Below are 20,854 nucleotides of genomic sequence, written 5' to 3'. Positions count from 1 at the left end.
CGCGACATCACTCCTCTACCTTCAGTCGTCCAAACCGAATTGCCGTTCGCTTGCGTTCTGGCGAGTTGGAGCTGTCCCACACAGCGATCCACTGCCCTGACTTCTCTTCGATAAGCGCGGGGTAGCTGTTGCGGTTGTCTGCTACGTAGAAGTCCTTCTGCGGAGACCAATCCCCGCCCGTTGTGCGTGTCTTGTAGTACAGCCCACGGCGGTCGACGGTGTCGCCGTAGACGCACACGTACGTTCCATTGTTGTCACGTCCAAAGAAGCTCTTGGAGCGGTAGTTGGGTAGCTCCGGTTCGGGTTGAGCGAGTGACCAAGTGCGGCCACCATCTTTGCTCACCGACGAGTAGGCCACTGGTGGGTCGATCGGGCGTTCGCGATCCATGGTGGCGGTACGCATCACCATCTTGATATCACCTGGCTCTTCGCCCGGAGCGATACCTCCTTCGTGAAGGAAGACAGGTTTATCTTCGTCGTAGGGGATATAGCCCGCCAGCTTCCAGTGAAGCAAACTGGTGCTCTCCAGCACGAACTGTCGACGGTCGCCGTGTGGGTCCCGACGAAAGCTGTTGCGGTGAGCCGGCAGTAAGTAGTGCGTCTGCCCATCGCGTTCTACCGCCTCGATACCGGCTACGATGATCAGCGAGCCCTGGTAGTCCATGGCGACTTCCACGTGATGCCACGAGTATCCCCCGTCGGCCGTGTAGGCGGCTACGAGGTCGGCGTTCTCGCTGTCGCGATAATGCATCGGCGCCCTCATCGCGAACACCCAAATCAGGTCTTGTCCCGGCGGGCGGTAGAGAACCGCATTGTTGTATGCATACTGGACGGTTCCGTTGCGATGCCGATGGTCGAACACCATCACCCTTTGCCCCCAGGTCTTGCCGGCGTCCCTGGAAATCGAGCAGACAACATCTCCCATGTCGCCCTTGCCAGTCACTTGCAAACCGTAAACGGAAACGAAGTGCTTGTTCTTCCACTTGGCGATGTACGGTTCCCAGATCTTGTTGTACGGGCCATTCGCCTCGAGCGAGTCGATGGTCGTTACATCAAATGCATCGCCTTCGTAATCGCGCTCTTCGGCATGGGAGACCGTCGCAATCAGGGAGAGCACCACAAGCAGGACCACACTTCGCACAAAGTTGGGAACCATCGTTTCGCCTTTTGGTGAACAGTAATCTCCGCCCATGCGAGGCTTGGCTCGCACTACAGAAGCTAATCGCGTTTGTTTGTGTGAGATCGTCTTCAGAATCGGGGCCACAGACGCCGCTGGCCAGCGCGTACCTCTCGGGCGTGTGACGGTGTGCTTCGAGTGGAATTCCCGCAGCCCCGGCGTCTTCGCGCAGGTTTAACGTGGATCTCCGACGCGCCGGTAGCGTAAAGACGCACCTTGGCCTACTTTGAAGTCAATTCAAAGTCCATGGTTTCCGTATCCGACTCAACACTGCGAGTTAGTTCAGAGCTTGTGTTGTACTTGGGAGGCAAGTACTGTTCGGTAGCCCCTCCCTCACGCGCAATTTCGGCAGGTACCGAACCCCCTTTGGCACGGTAGGCCATGATCTCGACTCGATGCTTGCCAACAGGGATTCCGTCGCGATACTTCGTCTCGTAGGATCCGTCCACGATAGGGCTGCCAGAAACCGGCCCCTGGGTTCCTTCGATGGGGAAGAAGCGGATCTCGCCATTCGAGATGGGCTGACCATCTAACGACACGTTGCCAGTGAAAACAACTTTCTCGATGCCCGATGACTTCCCACACCCCGTGCATGTCAGCGAGATCAATCCGATCAGGCAGCACAGCATCGTTCCGTGCTTATAATAACGCAACTTTAGACCACTCAAGTTAACTACCCTCTGTCCTGTATTGAGGCCCGTCCAAACAACTGTCCTTCCGCCTTAGCGCACGGGACCTCCGCCTCCGCCGGGTTTGGCTGGAGGATTGCGATCTACAATGGCAGCGGTTCCGGCCTCGACGTTGATCACTTCACCGTCCGCCCGGGTTGCCCAGGCGAATAAAACATCCTGGTTCGTATCTTCGTTGATGAACTGCGTGCTGCCATCGGCAAACAGCAGGTGAGCGCCGCCCGGGTGGTAGCTGGAGAGGCCATTCTCGCGAGAGTACTCTTCATGCCGGTTCTCACTATTTCCTCCACTAGCGCTGCCGAATGGGTCTAAGCCGTCATCGCGTCCACCGGGCAGAGTGCCTGGTCCATTGATGCCTTCGTACACATCGGAAATCGCACGTGTGACCCAAGTGGCGCCGACCCACACCGGTTGTGCGTTGGCATCAAAGCCGCGTCCTGACGTGACTTCGCCAACCGCGATGGTGTTGGTCGTGCCATCGGTGATTTTAGCGACCGAGACCTTACTGTAGTTGAACATGACGCCGCGGCCGATGGCGTGCGGCTGGTACTGCCAGCAGTGTGCTTCGACACTGTCGCCAATGGCCACCATGTTGGAGAGTCGCCAGTCGTAGCCCGGTGCCCCATAGTGGTCCTTTCCACTGCAGCAGTCTACCCACTTGTCTTCGTTGACTTCACTAGGACAGAGGAATCCCGGAATGAGTTGTTCAGAGGCAACCCAGTTCGATCCGTTGTAGACGTTGGTCTCGAAGTCCAACATGTCATACACGGCCTGCTGTTCCATATAGGGCAAGAGGAACGCGCCCCACCCAAAGCTGGCAAATCCATTTGGATCGGAGCCGGGGCAATCAGATGGATCATCGTTGGCGGTGAACTCAGTTCCCGCGGGGAAGTGCTTCATCGCACTGTGGTAGTTGTGCAGCGCGATTCCCACTTGTTTGAAGTTGTTCTGGCATGAGGTGCGTCGCGCCGCTTCTCGTGCCGACTGCACGGCTGGCAGGAGCAACGCCACAAGGATGCCGATGATCGCAATCACGACTAGTAGTTCGACGAGCGTGAATCCGTTCCGGCCTGTCTTGAATTCTAGTTTCCGCATCGCTTTTCTCCATTTCGTGTGTGCCGTGCGTATCACGCTTTGCGTGAACGCACCGCGACTTTTGAACGTTGAAAGGTCACAAGCCCCAGCGTTACTCCAGCCATTACGATGAAGAGGCTGTTGGGTTCTGGTACGTTAGTCCCCCCCACAATGGCGTCGAGGGTGATGTTGCTGAATCCTGCCGCGAGAAGTTCGTCGCGGAGCACCACGGCGTCAAGCACGTTAGTGAGGCCATCGAGGTTGAGGTCGCCTTGTTGACGAGTCATCCAATCGCCGGTCGGGAAGCCATCAACCAGGTTGGCATTGCCCCAGTGAGACTGCAGCGCGGCAATGTCGTCCATGTCGACGTCGCCGTCGAGATTCACGTCACCGTCATCAAGGGCGCCAATGCCCAGGTCCGCGATGGCCATGGCGATGAATTCGTTGTCTTCCAACAAAGAGAAGGCGCCCCAGTCGTCGCCATCGGCGTTGAAGCCACCAACGCCGTTAGTGCCGCCGACCGCATTGTCTTCGCCGAGTTGGCTGCTATTGTCGCCCCAGAGGAACATTGCGACGTCGTCCAGAACGCCTGTGTAGAAGTTTCCATCGCCGGCCTGGTTGCTGCCGATGGACAAACCGTCGTTGTTGAGTTCCGGAAGGTCGTCCGTGGCTTTCACGGCGATACCATTTACGTACATGATGGCCGCTAGAGGTGAGTGGCCACCGACCAGATCGCCGGTGCCGCTGATCTGCATGACGTGCACCCAGCCGTTAGAATCGAGGGTGTCCGCCACGGCAACGTCGGACTCGCCACCTCCGTCGAACTGCAACCCCCAGTTTCCCTCATCCGAAATGAAGATACCATTCTCGGTGGTATCAATCACAACGTCCTGTCGGTTCCCCGCCGCGAGGGCGGTTTGATCTGGTTGAGCCCATAGCTGGATACCGTGAGCGTTGATGGTGTTGTAGTTCAGGGGAAAGTACGCTGGCGACATGCTGTTGAAGAAATCAGGGTCCCTCCAAAACGTGTGTGGCAGGTGGAGACTCTGGGGAGTAGTGAGCGAGCTTGCTCCATCGAAGTTGGCCCCAAAGTCGGTTCCATCGGCGCCGGGGCGATCAGAGACACTGGTGTAGGTGGGACCGGCTACGATCAAGTCCTGGCCTGATCCCACTCCGACGTACGCGTCGTCGGCCGTGAAGGTGTTGGCGCCTGCGTAGCCCATCGTAAGCCCCTCAGACACGGTTATCTGCGAAGCGTCGTACGAGTCGGCGTCGCCGAACAGATAGAGCCGATCGTTTGTCGTCGCCGAAGCAACGCTTGCAACCACCAACGGCAAGACCATGGCGGCAGCCAGTTTGCCGAATTGGCGCACGCGACCGGACTTCCAAAGGACCACCCCAAACATCGAGAGTGCCACAATGGCCAAGCTGCTTGGTTCGGGCACAGCGGCGGTTTCGACCGTGGACAAGGCCCCGGCTGTTGCGCCGAAGTTGTCCTTCCATTGGGTATAGTCGCCCGCATCCACGGTGCCGGAGCCATCGCCACTGCCGGCAGGCAGCACCGACTCGTCGGCACCCAAGTTGTTACGCCACACGGTGTAGTCGGCGAGGTTCACTACATTGTCGCCATTGAAGTCGCCAGCGAGCCCGCCGGGTCCATCGAAGTAGGTCACACGACCACTCATGAAGGCCGTTTCGGCTTCTCCATACAAGTGCATCGCGAACTGGAGGTCCTCTTCACCGACAGACGTATTAAACAGCGTCCCCAGTGGAATCGAAGCACCATTCGCGATGGTTGAACCAGCGAGGGAGAACGCACCTTCGGAGACCAGTGTTGGGTCGGTGTCGAGTTGAGTCCAAGCGCCACCGTCATAGTCTTGACCATCGAGCGAATTGTAGGACCCGGAGGCAATCGAGCCCATCGCGCTGGTGATGGTGTAGGCGTCGATCGTAAAATCGACTCCGGAGTTGTTGGTCAGCGTGGCAGCACCATTGGTACGATTGATGGCGACGTCGACCGTCAACAGATAGTCATCGGCCAGTGCATCGGAGACATCACTGTGATCGTCCAAGTCGTTGTACAGCAGGAAGTCACCCATCAGTCCGTAGAGGCGTGAGCCGGCCGAACCATTTCCATTGGCGACGGGTCGCCAACGATCGGGATCTAATGCCGCACTTTCGGCTGCGGCTGTGTTGCTCAGTACCTCTCCGGAAAGCGTCTCGACTGAGACCGTCGCGGTGGAGTTGGGGCCGTCCCAAGAGTACGACGCGATAAACCACTCGTCCAACGGTATAGAAACCGCCGCGTTGACGGACTGCTTGGCCAAGCCCTCGAGCATGCCGTTGGAGTAGTTGTACCGAAGTGCAAAACCGTCGACCAAGTCGCCGGAATCGTCGCGGAAATCGAAGAAATAACCATTGCCGCTTCCCTGGGAGCTGATCTGGCCAGCCACAATGGCGCTGATCGTGTTTGTATCAAAGTTGGTTTCGATTCCATCTGTGTTGTTGGATGGACCGGTGCGGCCTAGCATTCGCTGGCCGCCCGTCGTTGACCAAACGGTTCCAAGTGTGGGATGCGGAACGATCTGTGGTCGGCTCGCGAGGTCGCCACTGCTTCCTTCCAAGTCGACGAATCCATCGCCCGCTCCAGCGGCACCGTACAGGGATGCACGAACGTCACTGATGAAACCAACGGTATCGCCGATCTCGGCGGGATCGGAGCCACCTCCGGTACCGCCGTCTTCAAATTGGCTCTCCAGCACGTTGGGATCCATGTGGACCACGAGATCGGCACGAGCGGTTATCGCGGTGAGGGCGACGAAGATACCACACAGCTTCGCACAGGTGGCGAGGCCATGGAACGATTGACGTCGCACGCGGCAGAACACCAATGCCCCAGCACCCATCAACAGCATGGCAGAGGTGGTTGGTTCGGGCACGCTTAATGCACTGAACGACAGTGCGGCTGCGCCTGGATTTGCTGCGGCGTAGGCGTTGTTGAGGATAATGAAGTCTTGAATGTTAATCGTACCGTCGAGATTCAGATCCCCCTGGCCGTACTTCTCCGGTCCCGCAATCAATGCAGATGTATCAGAGCCGTAGTTAGGGACGAACTCGTTGTTGAAGTCATCGATGTCCACGTCTCCGTCAAAATCGAGGTCACCAAACGTGAGTGGCACACCACCGTTGCCAGTGAACACCACGTCCAGAGGCATTACCGTTCCGTCGTCGAACACGATATTGGCAAGGACGTCTTCTTCGTAGTACCGGATCCAGGCGTTGCCCAGGCTGGTGCTGGTGCCGGGCATGAAGTCGGCACCGTTGGCAGCACCGCCGTTTTGCTCAAACTCAATCTCGCTCAAGTCGGTCCTCAGTGCAGGGTCCGACAGTTTGGTCCAGTTGTTGTCCGGATCGACTTGATTCGGGCCTGGGCTGCCGGCGTCGTAGTTGTCGGCAATCGAAGTCCACGTGGTGGGATCCAAGGTTTCCGATTCGGAAGTAATTTCGTAGCCCACGACGTTGGTCAGAGCGACGCCGCCGCTTGGTACGGTGATGGAGATCTCGCCAGTGTTCCGATTGATGGTCAATTCTGGAAGCGGAACCAGGTAGTCGGCGCTCAAGGCGGCAAACGTGGCAGAGTGGTCGTCCACGTCGTTGTAGACCATGTAGTCACCCATGAGGCCCGCGAATGCGTCGCTACCGTCGCTTTGGGCTCCCCAGCGACTGCGGTCGATATTCATCGCCATGTCCGAGGCGGTGCCGGTGTTGGAAGCGACGCCAGCCAGCGTCTCGACGGAGATCGTGGCAGTGGTGTTTGGTCCGTCCCACACCAACGACGCGGTGAACCACTCGCCAGTACCCAATGGCACCGACGTCACAACCGATTGCTTGACGACCCCCTCGAGCTCGCCGGTGTTGTGGTTATAGCGGAGAGCAAGGCCATCGGTAACGTTGGACCCGCCACCTACAGGATCGTCATCACGGAAGTCGAACAGGTAGTTGGTGCCTGACCCACTTCCATCCACTTTGCCCGCAAGTAGGACCGTAGCTAGGTTGGTGTCCATGTTGGCATTCCAGCCATCTGTCAGGTTGTTCGATTCGCCTTCGAAGGTCAGCAGGTTGCCGTTGGACTCCGTGAATTCGACCACGTTTCCAACTGTGGGGTGGATACCCAAGGCCAGAGGGTTGGCTCCCTGCTGGGCATCGATGAAGCCGTCTGGTCCGTTATCGGGATCAGGCGTGGGGGTGCTGGGGACGCGGGTGTCCATGATCCAGCCAACCGCATCACCTGGAGTCAACGCGGGAACCGTACCGTAACGATTGTCCTCGTAGCCGTTTTGAAAAGTAGTCCGAGTGTCGCTGGGATCGAAATGAAGAACCAGCACAGCCGATGCCTTTTGCATCCCGCAGAGTGCGTAGAAACAGCAGGTGGCCGTCAAGAGCAGTAGGTGAGCACTGCGGCGTCGATGAGAGTGGGCAGACATGGGGAGTTCCTCAATAAAACAAAGTCTAGCGGGTACCAAGCTGACCGGGCGCTGTGGTGCTATTGTCCACGGCCGATCCAAAGATGTCGGAAATCAAGGAGGTTCGCGGCGCAAGCCTGCCGCGGAGCAAGTAGCAACCGCCGATGGCGCTCAACACAACGGCGGATGGTTCGGGTATAGGTTGGAACAACGCCTGCAGTCCGTCGGTCGGAACGCCTGCGTTGAGTAAATACTGCCGCAACAGGGCGGCGTCGTAGATGTTCTGCGTGTTGTCGAAGTTCAAGTCGCCGTTTGTGTAGTTGTCGACGCCGCCTAGGAACTGCTTGTCCGAGTAGGGCTCCCAGACATCAATGAAGTGATTTAGGTCGTCGATGTTCACGATGCCATCTTGATTCACGTCGCCGTCGATTCCGTTGAAAGCGGTTGGATCCAGATCGTCGATGGACATGTAGCCGAACAGAATCTCTTCGTAGAGCGAGTCGCCGGCTTCCCAAAGTACGCCGAAGTGATCGCTGTCGATCTTCACCAGGTCGGAGTACGCTGAAGGTCCAGCATGGATGAGTGTGCGCTTGCCCCAGCTTTCGCTTTCGTTGTAGCTAACACTGATGGTCATGTCGTTGCGACTGTCTGCTTGTCCCGGCCCTGAGTGGATAAGGATGTTCTCAGAGTCACCGGTGTCGACGGATCGGAAGCGAATCACCGAGTTCTGCACGACTGGGGTGACAAACTCGGGTGCGGGGGCAAAGGGGCTGTCATAGCTTTCGCCGCCATCGCTGCTGTATGCAATCACGCGATTCCCTTCGCTGGTGCCGTGTTGATCACGGGCGTTGAAGTAAACGCGACCATCCACCAGTTCGGTGGCGACGTTCTCATTGGGGTGTGCGGGATCCTCAGCGCTGCGAGTATCTACGGCGCCGAGTTCCCAGGTGACGCCGTGGTCGTCGCTGTACACAACGTGTGAACCCCAGCCGTCCGCACGGTGGTCGGAAGGAATGATTAGTCGGCCCGCGTCTTCGCCTCGAGTAAGCTGAATGCCGTGTACGGGACCGGTGGCATACCAACCCCACGAGGGCAGCTTTACGTCGGCGGTGATTTCCCGCGCGCGGCCATTCGCGTCGAACTCCCATGTTGCCCCGTGGTCGTCACTGTAGGTGACAAATACGCGGTCGTTTTCAAGCGTGAATGGCATCCAGATGCGGCCGGGATTCTGTGGATCGAGGTGATCGACGACGGGAGTTTGATTTCCTGCGGTGACATTGGTGAGCGGTAGTCCATCCCAGCCGCGGTAGTTGTTGTTCTCTACCACTACTTGAAGTGTGCCCCAGCTATCGCCATTGTTGGTCGACCGCTTCATGACGATATCGATCTCGCTTGCATCGCCGCCCGATCGCGCCTCGGCGAAGGCCAAGAGGTCGCCATTGGCTGCTTGAACGATTGTCGGAATGCGATAGATGTTGTAGCCTTCCGTTCCGCTCTCGAAGACCAGACGCTTGACGAACTCGGCATGCGCGTCGGTGGTGCCGATTGCCAGTAAACTGGCCATCGCTATGAGGTTTAGAAGTTGTAGTCCAATATGTCGCATCTGCATCACTCTGTCGTTCGCCACTCTAAGTTCCGGTCGCATCTCTGCTTGTAATAGTCCCGCCAGGTCAGCCTTGCTCGAAAGCAGGGCCAACCTGACGAGAGCTGCCCTTAAGGTTGCTGCTTCACTGTTTTGCTCGTCGCCTTGCAGTCCAACCCGCAACTGCCAGTGCCAGGGTGGCCAACACCACCGACGATGGTTCAGGCACCACCTGTAGGAACTCGCTCGGCACGAGCGCCCCGCGGGTGATTCGCACCTCGTCGATGTCGCCAATGAACCTGCGTGAGTCAGTGCCCACAAAGTCGCCAATCACCAGGGGATTGGTGTCGCCGTTCAGCGGTGCAGCGAATGCGGCAGGTGCGGTGTTTGTGTCGACCAGCACTCCGTTGATGTACAGGCGGGATTGCTCAGCGGCCGGGTCGTACACGCCGGCCACGTGGGTCCATTCGCCGGTGTTGGCGATTTCCCCTTCGGTGTCGTCTGACTGCACGTTGATGCTGCCAATTCCGCCACTATCGTTGATGTACCATCGCACTTCTCCATTCTGCAGTCGCATCCACGTCTCTCCGCCGTTTCCGTTCATGGAAACCAAGCCGAGCGTGCCATCGGCGTCTGTGCGGAAGATGGCTTCTACCGTGAATCCCTCGCCTGGAAGCACGTAGAAGTCCTCGTCCTTGGCGACTTCGATGCGGTGGCTAGCGAAGTCGTCGCCTTCAAAGTGCAGCGCGGAGCCATCCGGCCCATCTACATAACTCAGCGCAGACATCACGGTTCCGTTGTGGTTTCCCGTTTCGTCGACGATCACATCATTGGCATTCGCGGGATTGCCGGGAGCTTTCTCGTTGAACTTGTAGTGAGCGATGGTTCCATTGGGACGCACCACAGGACCCAGGTCCGTGGGCACAGTGGAAACGCCGTTCAGCATGACGTCGCGCACCTGACCATAGGTCAGCGCGTCGTCGTAGACGGCAAAATCGGACAGTCGTCCATCCCAACCCCATTGCACGCCACCGCTATCGGTGTTGGATCCAATCGACATGGTATTTAGCGCGGTCGTAGCGTCGGTAATATTGCCCCAGATCGGCGCGTTGTCTTGTCCTACGAGCAAGCCATCGACGTACAGTTTGGTAAGTTGTGCTGCCCCGTCCATCGTCACTGCAAAGTGATGCCACTGGCCATCGTTGAGACCTTCGTGGCTGAGCACCTTCTCGCCCTCGCCCGTTGGGTTTCCACCCTCGTCGCGAATTGCGTAGAATATGCGGTCGTCTTCCGACATGACGCGTGCTTCAGTGGAACCCACCGTGTTGTCCGAGAGCGTAAAGAGCGCGTCGTCCGAGGTTACGTCGTGCAGGAACCAGCCGGTAACGGTTCCGGACGTCATGCCATTAAAGTTGGCCACATGGGCCGACAGGTCGATGTTCGCACTCGAGCTACCGTTCAGTTCCACCACCGTGGCGCCCAGCGAACCATCGACTACTCCCTGAGTGACACCCGCGCCCGGTGTGCCATGGTATGAGTTGATGGTCTCTAGCACTGTGCCGCTGCCACCAGCGTCGTCCAGCGGCCAATGGGCCATCAAATTGGCCGACGCATGTCGACCACCACACAAACTGAGAGCTACTAGCAGCACAACCGCAGTTCTGGAAATCATGAGACTCTCCGCCAATAAAATCAAAAGAAGAGGTAAGTCAGGTACTCAAGTTGCTTCATCTCCTGGTAGTTGCAACTTCACTGGAACAACAACGTGTTGCGCAGGGCCGGCTTTCCCATCGAGTTGCGACGAAAGTAAGCGCGCCAGGTGTTGCCCCTGCTGTTTGTCGTCTTCAATAGGTCGAGGATAAGCAAACCGGCACTCGTCCTTGCCGCCCGAGAAAAAGTCGCACACCGCAATATCAAACTTGTTCGGATCTCCCCCCACACGCACTATGGCTGCTTCGGTGTTTTCGGCGATCCGGTGCGTTCGACAGATGAATCCAGTCGGAGGATTGGGCCGCGTTAGTAGCGACTTCAGGTCGGCGACGCTTGCTTGAGAATCGGAAGGGAGCCCACGCACTAGGAGCGAATCGACGGGGCAGCCAGCTTTGGCTAGCACCCCAGCGATGGCCTCCATTGTGGTGTTGTCTCCAGGAAGGACGATCTGACGATTCAAGTAGGCTATTCGCCGATGTCCGCGCTCGAGCATCCACTCAGCCAGCAAGCCCCCTACGGAGTCCATGTCGCGATCAAGGCTTGCCAGACCATCAATGCCGGGATAGACGGCGCCAAACACCACTGCCGGCAACCCCGACCCGGCCACCAATCGTTGAGTCTCACAGCTCACGCGGACCAACACAAAACCATCAGTAGAGTCCGCCGCCAGCGCCTGGCCAATCAACTGTTGCACTAGGGTGGTCTCATCTCCCTGGGGAAGGAAGCTGATTTGTACATGAACGCCCGGAAGATCTCGCTGCATCCCCAGCAAGATGTGGTCGTTGCCCATTCCCTCGGTACGCATGTAGAGGGGATGAGTCAAGAAGTGCACTCGGTGCAACGGAGGCGCTTGGTTGTCCTCGGAGTAGTCGAGGATAAAGGCGCCTTTGCGCTGTTGGCGGGAAATAACTCGGCGGTGCTCGAGCAATTGCAGCGCCCGATTAGCCGCTGCTGTACTGACTCCCAAGAGCCGGGAGGCTTCTGCGGTAGACAAATATCGATCGCCGGGCGATAGCCCGCGCGATGTAATATCGTCCATCAATTGATTCGCCAGCTCCGCGATCTGCGGAGTGATCGATACCACCTTCTGAGGCATTGCGTGAACCCAAGATGAGAAGCGTCTATAAGCCTCGTCGACCGCCTCGACAACCACATATTACCAATTTAATATTCTGAGTCAACAAATAATTTCGATCAACACAGAAATAGTTTTCGCCTTGCCGGTTCTGGCAGTGAAAATACTTGAACAAGGGTTTCCGTCGCTAAGGCGAGGCGCCCTATGGAGGCCGGAGGGGCGAGGGATGTCCGTGTGTGACGTAACTCGTTGCGCTGTAACGATTTGCCTTTGCGCAGGTGGCGAAGTTTCCGCCGGAAAGGACCTCCTGCGGGGCGTATTCGACTACAATCGCCCGGTATGAACACCTTACTTCGGAGCTTGCTCCTCGAGAGAACCTGCGCGGGAGCACGCTTTCTGCCCATCGCCGCAATGGGCATGATTGGGATGCTGGTGGCGTGGACGTTGTATCCAGCCTCTGCGGTTGGCGCTCAGCCGCCAAACGTGGTCGTCGTGCTTTCCGATGACCAGGCGTGGACTGACTATGGGTTCATGGGGCATGAGGTGATACAGACGCCGCACCTCGACCAGTTGGCCAGTCGTAGTTTGGTGCTTCCTCGCGGGTACGTGACCACATCACTTTGTCGGCCGTCCCTCGCTTCGATTGTCACAGGCTTGTATCCGCATCAGCACGGAGTGGTGGCCAACGACGTGGATCATCGTCGGCGCGCGGTGTCCGACCTGCCAATGAGAAGACGTTTTCACCAGCACCCGAGCCTTGTGCGCATGCTCGTCGATCATGGTTACCTTGCCTTTCAATCGGGCAAGTGGTGGGAAGGTTCGTGGCAGGACGGCGGTTTTACCGATGGCATGACGCACGGCGATCCAAATCGCCGTGGACGCCATGGCGACGAAGGATTGAAGATTGGGCGCGAGACGATGACTCCGGTCCTGGAGTTTATGGATTCCGCGGTGGCCGAGAATCGCCCGTTCTTTTTGTGGTACGCACCCTTCATGCCCCACACGCCTCACAACCCGCCAGAACGATTGCTGCAGAAGTACCAAACGCCCGGCCGTCCGGCGAATGTCGCGAAGTACTTTGCCATGTGCGAGTGGTTCGACGAATCGTGCGGCACGTTGTTGGACCATCTGCGGCAGGCAGGCATTGAGGACAATACCATGGTCGTCTACGTGTGCGACAACGGTTGGGCTCCGGTCGACAAGAATGCTCCGAATTTGCCCGACGGCTGGTGGCCCGACTACGCTCCGCGATCGAAGGGTGCTCCGTACGAATTGGGGATTCGAACGCCGATAATGGTGTCGTGGCCGGGGAAGGTGGAGTCCGAGCGCTCGCAAGACCTGGCAAGCTCAATCGACTTGATGCCCACCATCTTGACCGCCTGTGGTATCACCCCGCCCGAGGGCCTGCCGGGTATCGACCTGCGCGACGCCCGAACCCGAGCAGAACGAAAAGCGGTGTACGGCGGCGTGTGGTCGACCCACAACGCCGAAGTGGAATCGCCGATGTCGACCTTACAGTATCGATGGTGTGTGACCGACCCCTGGAAACTACTGCTGCGTCACCGGGGCGAGGACACCACTCGCTACCAAGTCTTGCATGAATGGGACACCGCTCGAACGCAACTCTTCGACTTGTCGAGCGATCCGGCCGAACAGCACAACAAGGCGGGTGAGCAGGCCGATGTGGTCCAGCGTTTGAGCCAGCAAATAGATCAGGAGATACCCAAGTGATGATGACTGGTCGCGTCGGGTTTCGCTTGTGGTTCTTACTAGCGTTGATGACCGTCTGCGCAGGGGGTGCAGCGTTGATTGGTATTGGCATTGGGGGCCATGAAGAGCCCGCCCCCAAGAGACTGACGGTGTCGGAGCTTTCCAGGATCCGAAAGTGCATCGATCGTGGCGATGTGGCGACGGCGACCGAGCATGGAAACAAGCTTCCCATCGTCAGGCTAGTCATTCCCCACGAACTAAGCGCTGCGTACCATAAGAGTCCAGCGGAAGTCTTGCAGTTGCTGCTAGACATCATTGAAGGAGCCAATCCTGAAACGGCCAACGTTGCTTATTGCTATGCCACAGCGCTCGAAGGCGAAGGCGGCAAAAGGGTTGCCGCACGCTTGGTCTGGGCGGATGTTTCGGGATACGATAAGCTAATCGATGGTGCAGATGTCACACATCGAGCAATGCACGTGCAACTGGTATCAAACCAGTTGGCTGCTCTTGAAGAAGCAGAGCAGCATCCATAGCTATCCGCTATGGCTTGCGAAGATCACGCACAGGCGCCGCGTTCGATTTGGGCAGCCACTGGCGGTGTTGGGCAATGATGTCTCGGTACTGCTCCTGGGCGGCCAGGTTGGTCCACTCGTGGGGATCGCTGGTGTGATCGTACAGTTCTTCGGTGCCGTCCGCATAGCGAATGTACCGCCAACGCGGACTGCGAACCGCGTGGTTGCCGCGCAAGTAGGTCATCACCGCGACGCGCTCTGCGGAAGTGTCGCTGGGATTCTCCAGAAGCTTGGAAATACTCTGGCCATCGGCGCGATCGTCGGCGGGCAGGCCGCATTGTTCGAGCAGTGTTGGGTATAAGCAGGTCATGTCGACCGGCACCTCGCAGGTAGCACCCCGCGGAGTTACACCCGGCTGCGCAACGATGAAGGGAATGTGATTCGACTTTTCCCAGAGGGCGAACTTCTCGATGTGCTCTTTTTCGCCCAGGTGAAACCCGTGATCCGACCAAAGTACTACCAGGGTGTTGTCCCGGCGAGGGCTTTTGTCGAGCGCGCTCAGGACTCGTCCGATCTGGTCATCGGCAAATCGGGCGCACGCTGCGTACGACTCAATGAACTCGCGATACGACCCGGGAATTCGTTGGTCGAGTGTGGTCATGCCCTGCCAGAACCACCGCTTCGGTTTCAGTAGTGCTGCGGCGCCAGAGGGCAAGTCGTCAAGGTCGTCTTGGCCGAGCGCCGGCATGGAGATACCCGCAGGCACGGACTGATACTGTGCGGGGGCGAAGAATGGAGAGTGAGGTTTGTAGATACCGCAGGCCAAGAACATGGGTTTATCGGCCGGCGGATTGCGCAGTTTTTCGCTGCAGTAGTTAGCCGTGTGAAAGTCGATAGAGTCTTCGATGTTCGGCGGCCAGGTGCCCCAATCGGTATTCTCCGACCCATACTCCGGCGCTTGGTTCAGCTTCTCTGGAGGATAGAGTTGCGGCTTCATGGGTTGGAAATCGTCGAACGATTGCGGATCGTGAAACGCCCCGTCGTATTGGTGGTGAAAGATTTTCCCCGCCCCGGCCACGTGGTAACCGGCCTCTCTGAATTGCTGCATGATGGTCTTGCGGTCGCCGACACCCCGCCGCCAATCGGTTTTGTTGCCATAAACCCCGCTGGTGGAAGGGCGCAGCCCCGTGAGCGTGGCCACACGCGACGGGTTGCACGCTGGGGAAGCACAGTACGCACGAGTGAACAGCACGCCACGCTTCGCCAATCGCTCCAGGTTGGGCAGTTCGATCGGTGCGTCGTCGTTGAGCAGCGTGTTCCAGTCGTTCAGGTCGTCGACCACGATCATCAACACGTCAGGGCGCCGAGGCTCTTGAGCTTCGCAGCGGGAAAGAGTGATCGCAAGGAATCCTGCAACCAAGGTGAGCGAGTGCAAGAGATGGAAGGTGCGCATGCTGGGATGCCTCTCAGGTATTGGTGCAGGTTTCAAGTGGCTCCAGGTATTAGTAGAGCAGCGGATCTTCGCGCCAATCTTTGTCCCGGTCGTGCGCCATCTCCTTCACGCGCGGTCGCCGCTCGCGCAGCCGAACCGATTCGATGGCCGCGCGGTGACCACTCGACTGGGGAGCCTTTCCTACACATTCCAGTTGCAGGGTATACTCGCCGGGCTCGGGCCAGAAGTCGAGCAATGCGTAGTCCCACGACTTGGTCTTGGGGGAGTACAAGTTCATTGGGCGACCAATGGGGACTCCGTTGAGTGTGGCTTTGTAGATGCCAAAGTCGTACGACTGCGTCGCCCTCACGACCAGTCGCACAGGTTCCTTATTCTCAACAGTAAACGGGAAGGTAAGTCGGGCGTTCTCCTGGGTCTCCGGTTTGTAGAGCATGTGTCCCTTGGGCAGGATATCGAATTCCTGTTTCCTCGTGGACCCGTCGCCGTGCTTGATCTTGTCCAGCATATCCGTGGCGTAGAAGATCTTGTCCAGGTTGGGCAGGGCGCGCTCGCGGGCGTGGGGAACTTTGACATCGAACGTAGGAGTTCCCGTTTGATACCAGAAGGCCACGCTCGAGTAGTCGTCCTGCCGCTCGTTCCAACTGGTGGAGCGGTACTCAGGGTTCTCGTCCGGCGACATCCAGCCATAGTGTTCGATGGTGACCCTGATGCTCTTGTCGAACACTATCGGGTCGCCGATATGCCAGCGGTAAGAACTCACGTGCCCGCCCGGCCCGCGCTGATCGAAAAAGGGAGTGCCGAAGTAGGGTGAAATTACCTGCTTCAGCCCCCACGCCGAGAGGAAGTAATCCTCTGTGCCGGTTCCCCAGATCGATGGTTTCTGCTCGCCGTCGATGTAAATTTTCTCGTCCCCTTCGCCGAACCATGCCGGACTCCGCATCCGCACGCTGAGCACCGTGCCGACGTAGTGTCCTTTGCCTTCGGTGTCCAGGATCACGTAGTCCTGGCCTTGTTTGACCGGGTACTCTTGCTTGTACTGCGCGTAGAAGTAGGGAGTATCTGCAGGCAACTCGTCTTTCTTGATCCAGTCGATGTTGTAGTACAACTTCTTCAGCATCTTCTCGCTCTGATTCACCACTTCGATGCGAATCGACTTGCGAAACGGCATGTGCCAGAAGCAGTTGTACGAATCGGCATCCTCCACCATGACCGGCACGCTGATCACTTCCGACCGCTTGCCGAACGCGTTGGCGAAGAAGTCGCCGATCGGTGCTTCGACCGCAGGGCGGTCCGAGCCGTCGTAGTAGATCCTCAGCAGCATCTCCTGGTGGTTCGCCGCGCCGTTGGGAGCCCAGCCTTGCGGCTGGGGGCCGAGGAAAGTCATCCAGATGTGCGTGATCACGCCGGGGCCATCCGCCTCGAGCAGCACGCGCGTCTTGCCCGGCTCAAGGTCTTGCCGGTCGAGGTTGCTGTCGGGATCGACTTCCGCTGAAGGATCGTACTCGCCATCACTGCCAGAGCGATGCGCCGAAGTCGCGCGCATGCTACGGCCGCTCTGAGGTGTGGCCAACTCCGCCAGCCCTTGTGCACTGGCCGTGGAGCTAACAAGAAACAGCAGCAGAACGACGAGCGATGTCTTGATCATGGTGGACGGCTTTCGAATCGTGGGCGAATGAGAGCACGCAAACCGCGTGTGCGTAGGCTCCATGACGTCATTAGAGCATCCGGCCGTACGAGGGTGTTAGAGCACGCCGCACGGCTGCACGAAAAAGCGATTTCGACGCCGCGGTTTGCGGAGTTGCTACTTGAGTAGCGTATCGGGATCGCAAATCGCCAGGCAGATGCGACCGTAGTCGTCGGCTTCGTACAAGCAGGCAATGCGGCCGTCGTCCAGCACTGCCAAGCAAGAGTACGCGCTCGAGCCGGCGTAAAGCTGTCGGGCGATGGGCCACGTCTCGCCGTCGTCGAGGCTGGCGCGGAGCGTCATGTTCAGCCGCTTGGTTGGATGGGCCGGATTCGAGAACACCAATATGCTTGGCTCGTCGCCTTGGGGCCAGCGACACCGGCGAATGCTCGCCTGGCAGCGTGGTTCGGTGAGTGCATCGTCGTGCCGCTGTCCGTACCAGGTGGCACCTCCGTCGTCGCTGAAGGCAACTTGCCGCGCGGTGACCGAGCGGTCGTAATTGCGCATGTTCAGCATGAGTCGTCCTTCGGCCAGCTCGACTACCTCGCATTCGTTCACGTCATCCTCTGGTACTACGCCACCCAACTGCCAGCTCTTGCCGTGGTCGTCGGAATAGATCACGTGCGAGCGATACTCGATCGACTTGCCGACAGGAAGTTTGTGGTCGCAGGGAATGACCAACCGCCCTTTGTGCTTGCCATGTTCGATCTGGATGCCTGCTCCGGGGCCTGTAGCGTACCAGGACCACTTCTTGTCCTTCACGTCGGCAGTGATATCGCGCGGCGTCGACCACGTCTTGCCATCGTCTTCCGAGGAGCTGACAAACACGCGGCGCGAGTCGGTGCCAAAACCGGGCATCGTCTTCGACTCGTGCCGGGATCCCTCGTTCCAAGTCATCAGCAGCCAGATGACGCCGGTTTCCTGGTCGACAACAGGGCAGGGGTTGCCGCACGTGTTTCCCTCGTGGTCCCAAATCACGGCTGTGTCCGACCAGGTCTTTCCCTGATCCGTTGATCGACGAACCAGCATGTCGATGTCGCCTGCGTCGGACCTGCTATTCTTTCGCCCTTCGCACAGCGCCAGCAAAGTTCCCTCCTTAGTCGCGATCAGCGACGGAATGCGATAAGTGTCGTATCCACCCTTACCGCTAACGAACAGGTTGGTTTCTTGAGTTGCTGGCTGGTCGGCTCTCGCAATAGAAGTGGAGGCGAAGAGGCTAAACGCTACCAGCAGGTGGGTTGCTGCTATTCTGGAGTGATTCGTCATGTTTGCGATTCGCGAAATGGAGTGATTGATAATTGAGTAAAGTGGGCTTTCCGCCACCTACTTCTTCACGCCCGTTGTCGAGCGGCTGGAGCCGAAGGACACATGGGGCTTGTTGATGGTAGCAGGCGGCTGTTGGTCGAACAACCAATTGGAGATGCCCGACTCGTCCAAAGTCTGGTGCAGCAGCTTCTCTTCCGCTTCCGACAAATTGCCAAGTGGCAATCGGCAAGGGCCGCACTCGATGCCTTGCCGCGCTAGTAGCGACTTCATCGCCGCGTGGAACGGATAGGAGAGCAGCACGCGGATCAGGTCGACCGATTTCTGCTGCAACCCGGTGGCCGTGGCGAGGTCGCCATCGGTGAATGCGGTGAGGATGGAGTTGTTCAGCGGAGCGGAGATGTTGTAGGTGCTGCCGATGGCTCCCTGAGCACCCACAACCAGAGCGCTGAGCAACATTTCGTCGGTGCCCCACAGGACGTCGTACTTGCCATCGCACGTGGTGGTGGCGGCCTGGTATTCGTGCACATAGGGTGCGGTGTACTTGATGCCGGCTAGACTTGGTATGCGTGTAGGCGCTTGCTCGAGAAACCGTGGAATACTGACCTCGTTGCCGGTGAGCGACGGAATGTGGTAGTAGTAGAACGGTGCGTCCGGCACGGCCGAGGCCAATTCCGCCATGGACTCCAGGAGCAGTCGTACGCTTCCGATTTTGTAGTAACTCGGCGCGGTGGCTGAGATGACGTCGGCTCCGGCGTTCCAAGCATGTTGGGCGAGCAGCCGCGCTTCGGCCAGTGAGTTGTGACCCACGTGCGCGATGACCAGCATCTTGTCTTTGGCCGACGCGATGAACGCCTCGGTCAATTCCATCCGCTCGTTCGAAGTGAGCGACATCCCTTCGCCAGTGCTCCCTCCCACGTAAATGCCAGCCACACCCGATTTCGCCAAGTGCGAAACCATGGCGGGCACTTGCTGCAGGTCGAGCGATCCATCGCTCCGCATCGGCGTAAAAGTGGCGGCGTAGAGCCCCGTGAGCCTATTGTTCATTGGATTTCGGTGGAGGTTGTTTGAGGTACTTCAAGCCATCAGGAACGAAGTCCTGTGGCTTGAAGCTGTTGTCTGGGCGATAGTAGGACGTTTGGTCCACCCGTGGCAGCGACTCGAGCAGTTCCGGATCACCCAACTGGCGCGTTAACGGATCACGAGGATCAAATCGGTTCATCAGATAGATTCCATCCACGCCGGCCTTCCAGGCGTTGTAGGCTTCGCCGCGCCAGAGTTTCACGTCGGTCTTGCGTCGGTTTTCCTTGCCCTGGACCCGCCGAATCTCGAAACACGCATAGACCGGCACATCGTACTTCTTGCCGGTGGCGGCGAGGTTCTCCCACGGCTCCAGCTTGAAGTAATCGGCGCCGGTCACGATGTCGACCAGGTCGTCCTCAAGCCACTTTTCAACGTCGAGGCCCATGGCGCGGCAGTAGTCCATGGAGTCGGGGATTCGAATGGCGATCAGAAAGGGACGCCCGCGCTGGCGGCCGATCCTTTCGGTCATCTGTCGGACGCGACGCCACAGCTCCGTCATCTCGTCCATCTTGGCTTGCGGTACCGGCTTGCCCTCGAGCGGTTCGGTGAAGTAAAGCGGGTGCCGCCAGAAGTCCAGCTCCACGCCGTCGATATCGTAGTTGGTGCAGACCTCTTCGATCAGGTCGAACACCGTCTGGCGAACCTCCGGCTTGTCGTACCGCATTGCGGACCAGCTCTTCTTGCCCCGTTCGAAGTGGTCCGGCAGTCCACCTTCCTCGGTGCCCATCAGCAGCTCGGGGTGGCTTCGCTTCCATTCGGTGATCAGCCAGGGCCAATTGGGGCTTGAGTCGTGGCGATCGTTCAATCGCATCGACCAGAACACCTCCTTGTCATGTTCCTTGCTCCAATTGACAACCATCTCGAGGGAATCGGTGTCCATCTCATTGAACGCAGCGACCCATTCCTTATTGGGCGCATCCTGGTGAATGCCCACGCCGGTTTGTTCGGCGATCTTACTGCGATGGGTATACAGCATGGGAACGCCACTGCAGTAGAAGATCGTATCCACCTGCGAGTCGGCCAGCCCCGCTGTGCGCGCCGCCAAGAACCGCTCGACAGTATACGGAGGTCGGACTTTGTCATTGCCGTCGTTGTTGACGATGATCCGTCGGCGACGGAACTTGGCCTCTTCGCGTGCGCTGCGTAGCTCATCTAAAGTGAGCGCGCGACGCGCGCTAGGAGCCGTGTCGGCAGGTTCAGCGCCACTGGGCTGACTGCAAAGCAACCCGATACTGACTGCCGCGAGTAAGATGCGAGCCATGCTCTGGATCCAAGGCAAGTGCATTCTTGTTATCATGTCGATTCTGCTGTACTAAGCAATGATTAGGTACCGGAAATGCCGAGGCGAGCACCGTAAACGACGCCCGCGGCGTGTTGGC

General features: G+C 58.4%; 14 protein-coding genes. 2 read left to right on the top strand and 12 right to left on the bottom strand.

The window, feature by feature from the left end:
* Positions 1 to 7 precede the first annotated feature (7 nt).
* From ACQK2L_RS26290 to ACQK2L_RS26260, 7 genes are all read right to left on the bottom strand, one after another.
* Positions 8 to 1,156 carry a sialidase family protein gene (locus ACQK2L_RS26290; protein ID WP_425400021.1) on the bottom strand — a complete coding sequence of 383 codons (1,149 nt, stop codon included), beginning with the start codon at positions 1,154 to 1,156 and terminating at the stop codon, positions 8 to 10.
* A gap of 242 nt (positions 1,157 to 1,398) precedes the next feature.
* On the bottom strand, positions 1,399 to 1,830 hold the full coding sequence (locus ACQK2L_RS26285) for a hypothetical protein (RefSeq protein ID WP_425400020.1): 432 nt from the start codon (positions 1,828 to 1,830) through the stop codon (positions 1,399 to 1,401).
* A gap of 69 nt (positions 1,831 to 1,899) precedes the next feature.
* Positions 1,900 to 2,961 (bottom strand): DUF1559 domain-containing protein, encoded by a 1,062-nt coding sequence (locus ACQK2L_RS26280; protein ID WP_425400019.1) that lies wholly within the window; start codon positions 2,959 to 2,961, stop codon positions 1,900 to 1,902.
* Between the two features lie 32 nt (positions 2,962 to 2,993).
* The gene (locus ACQK2L_RS26275) at positions 2,994 to 7,424 is read right to left on the bottom strand and encodes a PEP-CTERM sorting domain-containing protein (RefSeq protein WP_425400018.1); all 4,431 of its coding nucleotides are present in this window, start codon (positions 7,422 to 7,424) and stop codon (positions 2,994 to 2,996) included.
* A 25-nt stretch (positions 7,425 to 7,449) separates the two neighbouring features.
* Positions 7,450 to 8,967 carry an exo-alpha-sialidase gene (locus tag ACQK2L_RS26270; protein WP_425400017.1) on the bottom strand — a complete coding sequence of 506 codons (1,518 nt, stop codon included), beginning with the start codon at positions 8,965 to 8,967 and terminating at the stop codon, positions 7,450 to 7,452.
* A gap of 163 nt (positions 8,968 to 9,130) precedes the next feature.
* The gene (locus tag ACQK2L_RS26265; protein WP_425400016.1) at positions 9,131 to 10,657 is read right to left on the bottom strand and encodes a LamG-like jellyroll fold domain-containing protein; all 1,527 of its coding nucleotides are present in this window, start codon (positions 10,655 to 10,657) and stop codon (positions 9,131 to 9,133) included.
* Between the two features lie 45 nt (positions 10,658 to 10,702).
* Positions 10,703 to 11,791: a substrate-binding domain-containing protein gene (locus ACQK2L_RS26260; RefSeq protein WP_425400015.1), complete on the bottom strand. Its 1,089-nt coding sequence runs from the start codon at positions 11,789 to 11,791 to the stop codon at positions 10,703 to 10,705.
* 318 nt (positions 11,792 to 12,109) lie between these two features.
* On the opposite strand from ACQK2L_RS26260, the gene ACQK2L_RS26255 reads away from it, so the two are divergent.
* Both ACQK2L_RS26255 and ACQK2L_RS26250 read left to right on the top strand, forming a co-directional pair.
* Entirely contained in the window at positions 12,110 to 13,501 is a 1,392-nt protein-coding gene (locus tag ACQK2L_RS26255) for a sulfatase-like hydrolase/transferase (protein WP_425400014.1), read from the top strand.
* A complete protein-coding gene (locus ACQK2L_RS26250) occupies positions 13,501 to 14,013 on the top strand; it encodes a hypothetical protein (protein ID WP_425400013.1) in 513 nt (170 codons plus the stop codon). Before ACQK2L_RS26255 ends, ACQK2L_RS26250 begins: the two co-directional genes overlap by 1 nt.
* Positions 14,014 to 14,020: 7 nt before the next feature.
* Here ACQK2L_RS26250 and ACQK2L_RS26245 read toward each other — a convergent pair whose 3' ends face one another.
* From ACQK2L_RS26245 to ACQK2L_RS26225, 5 genes are all read right to left on the bottom strand, one after another.
* Positions 14,021 to 15,445 carry a sulfatase gene (locus tag ACQK2L_RS26245; RefSeq protein WP_425400012.1) on the bottom strand — a complete coding sequence of 475 codons (1,425 nt, stop codon included), beginning with the start codon at positions 15,443 to 15,445 and terminating at the stop codon, positions 14,021 to 14,023.
* A gap of 49 nt (positions 15,446 to 15,494) precedes the next feature.
* Positions 15,495 to 17,090, bottom strand: a complete 1,596-nt coding sequence (locus ACQK2L_RS26240; RefSeq protein ID WP_425400011.1) for a glycoside hydrolase family 172 protein — start codon at positions 17,088 to 17,090, stop codon at positions 15,495 to 15,497.
* A 156-nt stretch (positions 17,091 to 17,246) separates the two neighbouring features.
* A complete protein-coding gene (locus ACQK2L_RS26235) occupies positions 17,247 to 18,395 on the bottom strand; it encodes a sialidase family protein (protein ID WP_425400010.1) in 1,149 nt (382 codons plus the stop codon).
* Positions 18,396 to 18,452: 57 nt separating this feature from the next.
* The gene (locus ACQK2L_RS26230) at positions 18,453 to 19,439 is read right to left on the bottom strand and encodes a dihydrodipicolinate synthase family protein (RefSeq protein ID WP_425400009.1); all 987 of its coding nucleotides are present in this window, start codon (positions 19,437 to 19,439) and stop codon (positions 18,453 to 18,455) included.
* Positions 19,429 to 20,736 carry a hypothetical protein gene (locus ACQK2L_RS26225; protein WP_425400008.1) on the bottom strand — a complete coding sequence of 436 codons (1,308 nt, stop codon included), beginning with the start codon at positions 20,734 to 20,736 and terminating at the stop codon, positions 19,429 to 19,431. Before ACQK2L_RS26225 ends, ACQK2L_RS26230 begins: the two co-directional genes overlap by 11 nt.
* Positions 20,737 to 20,854 lie beyond the last annotated feature (118 nt).

Origin of the sequence: Aeoliella sp., assembly GCF_965227375.1 — a bacterium.
Lineage (GTDB): Bacteria > Planctomycetota > Planctomycetia > Pirellulales > Lacipirellulaceae > Aeoliella.
Note: the sequence above shows the minus strand (reverse complement) of the source record. Positions and strands in the feature narration are given on the sequence as shown.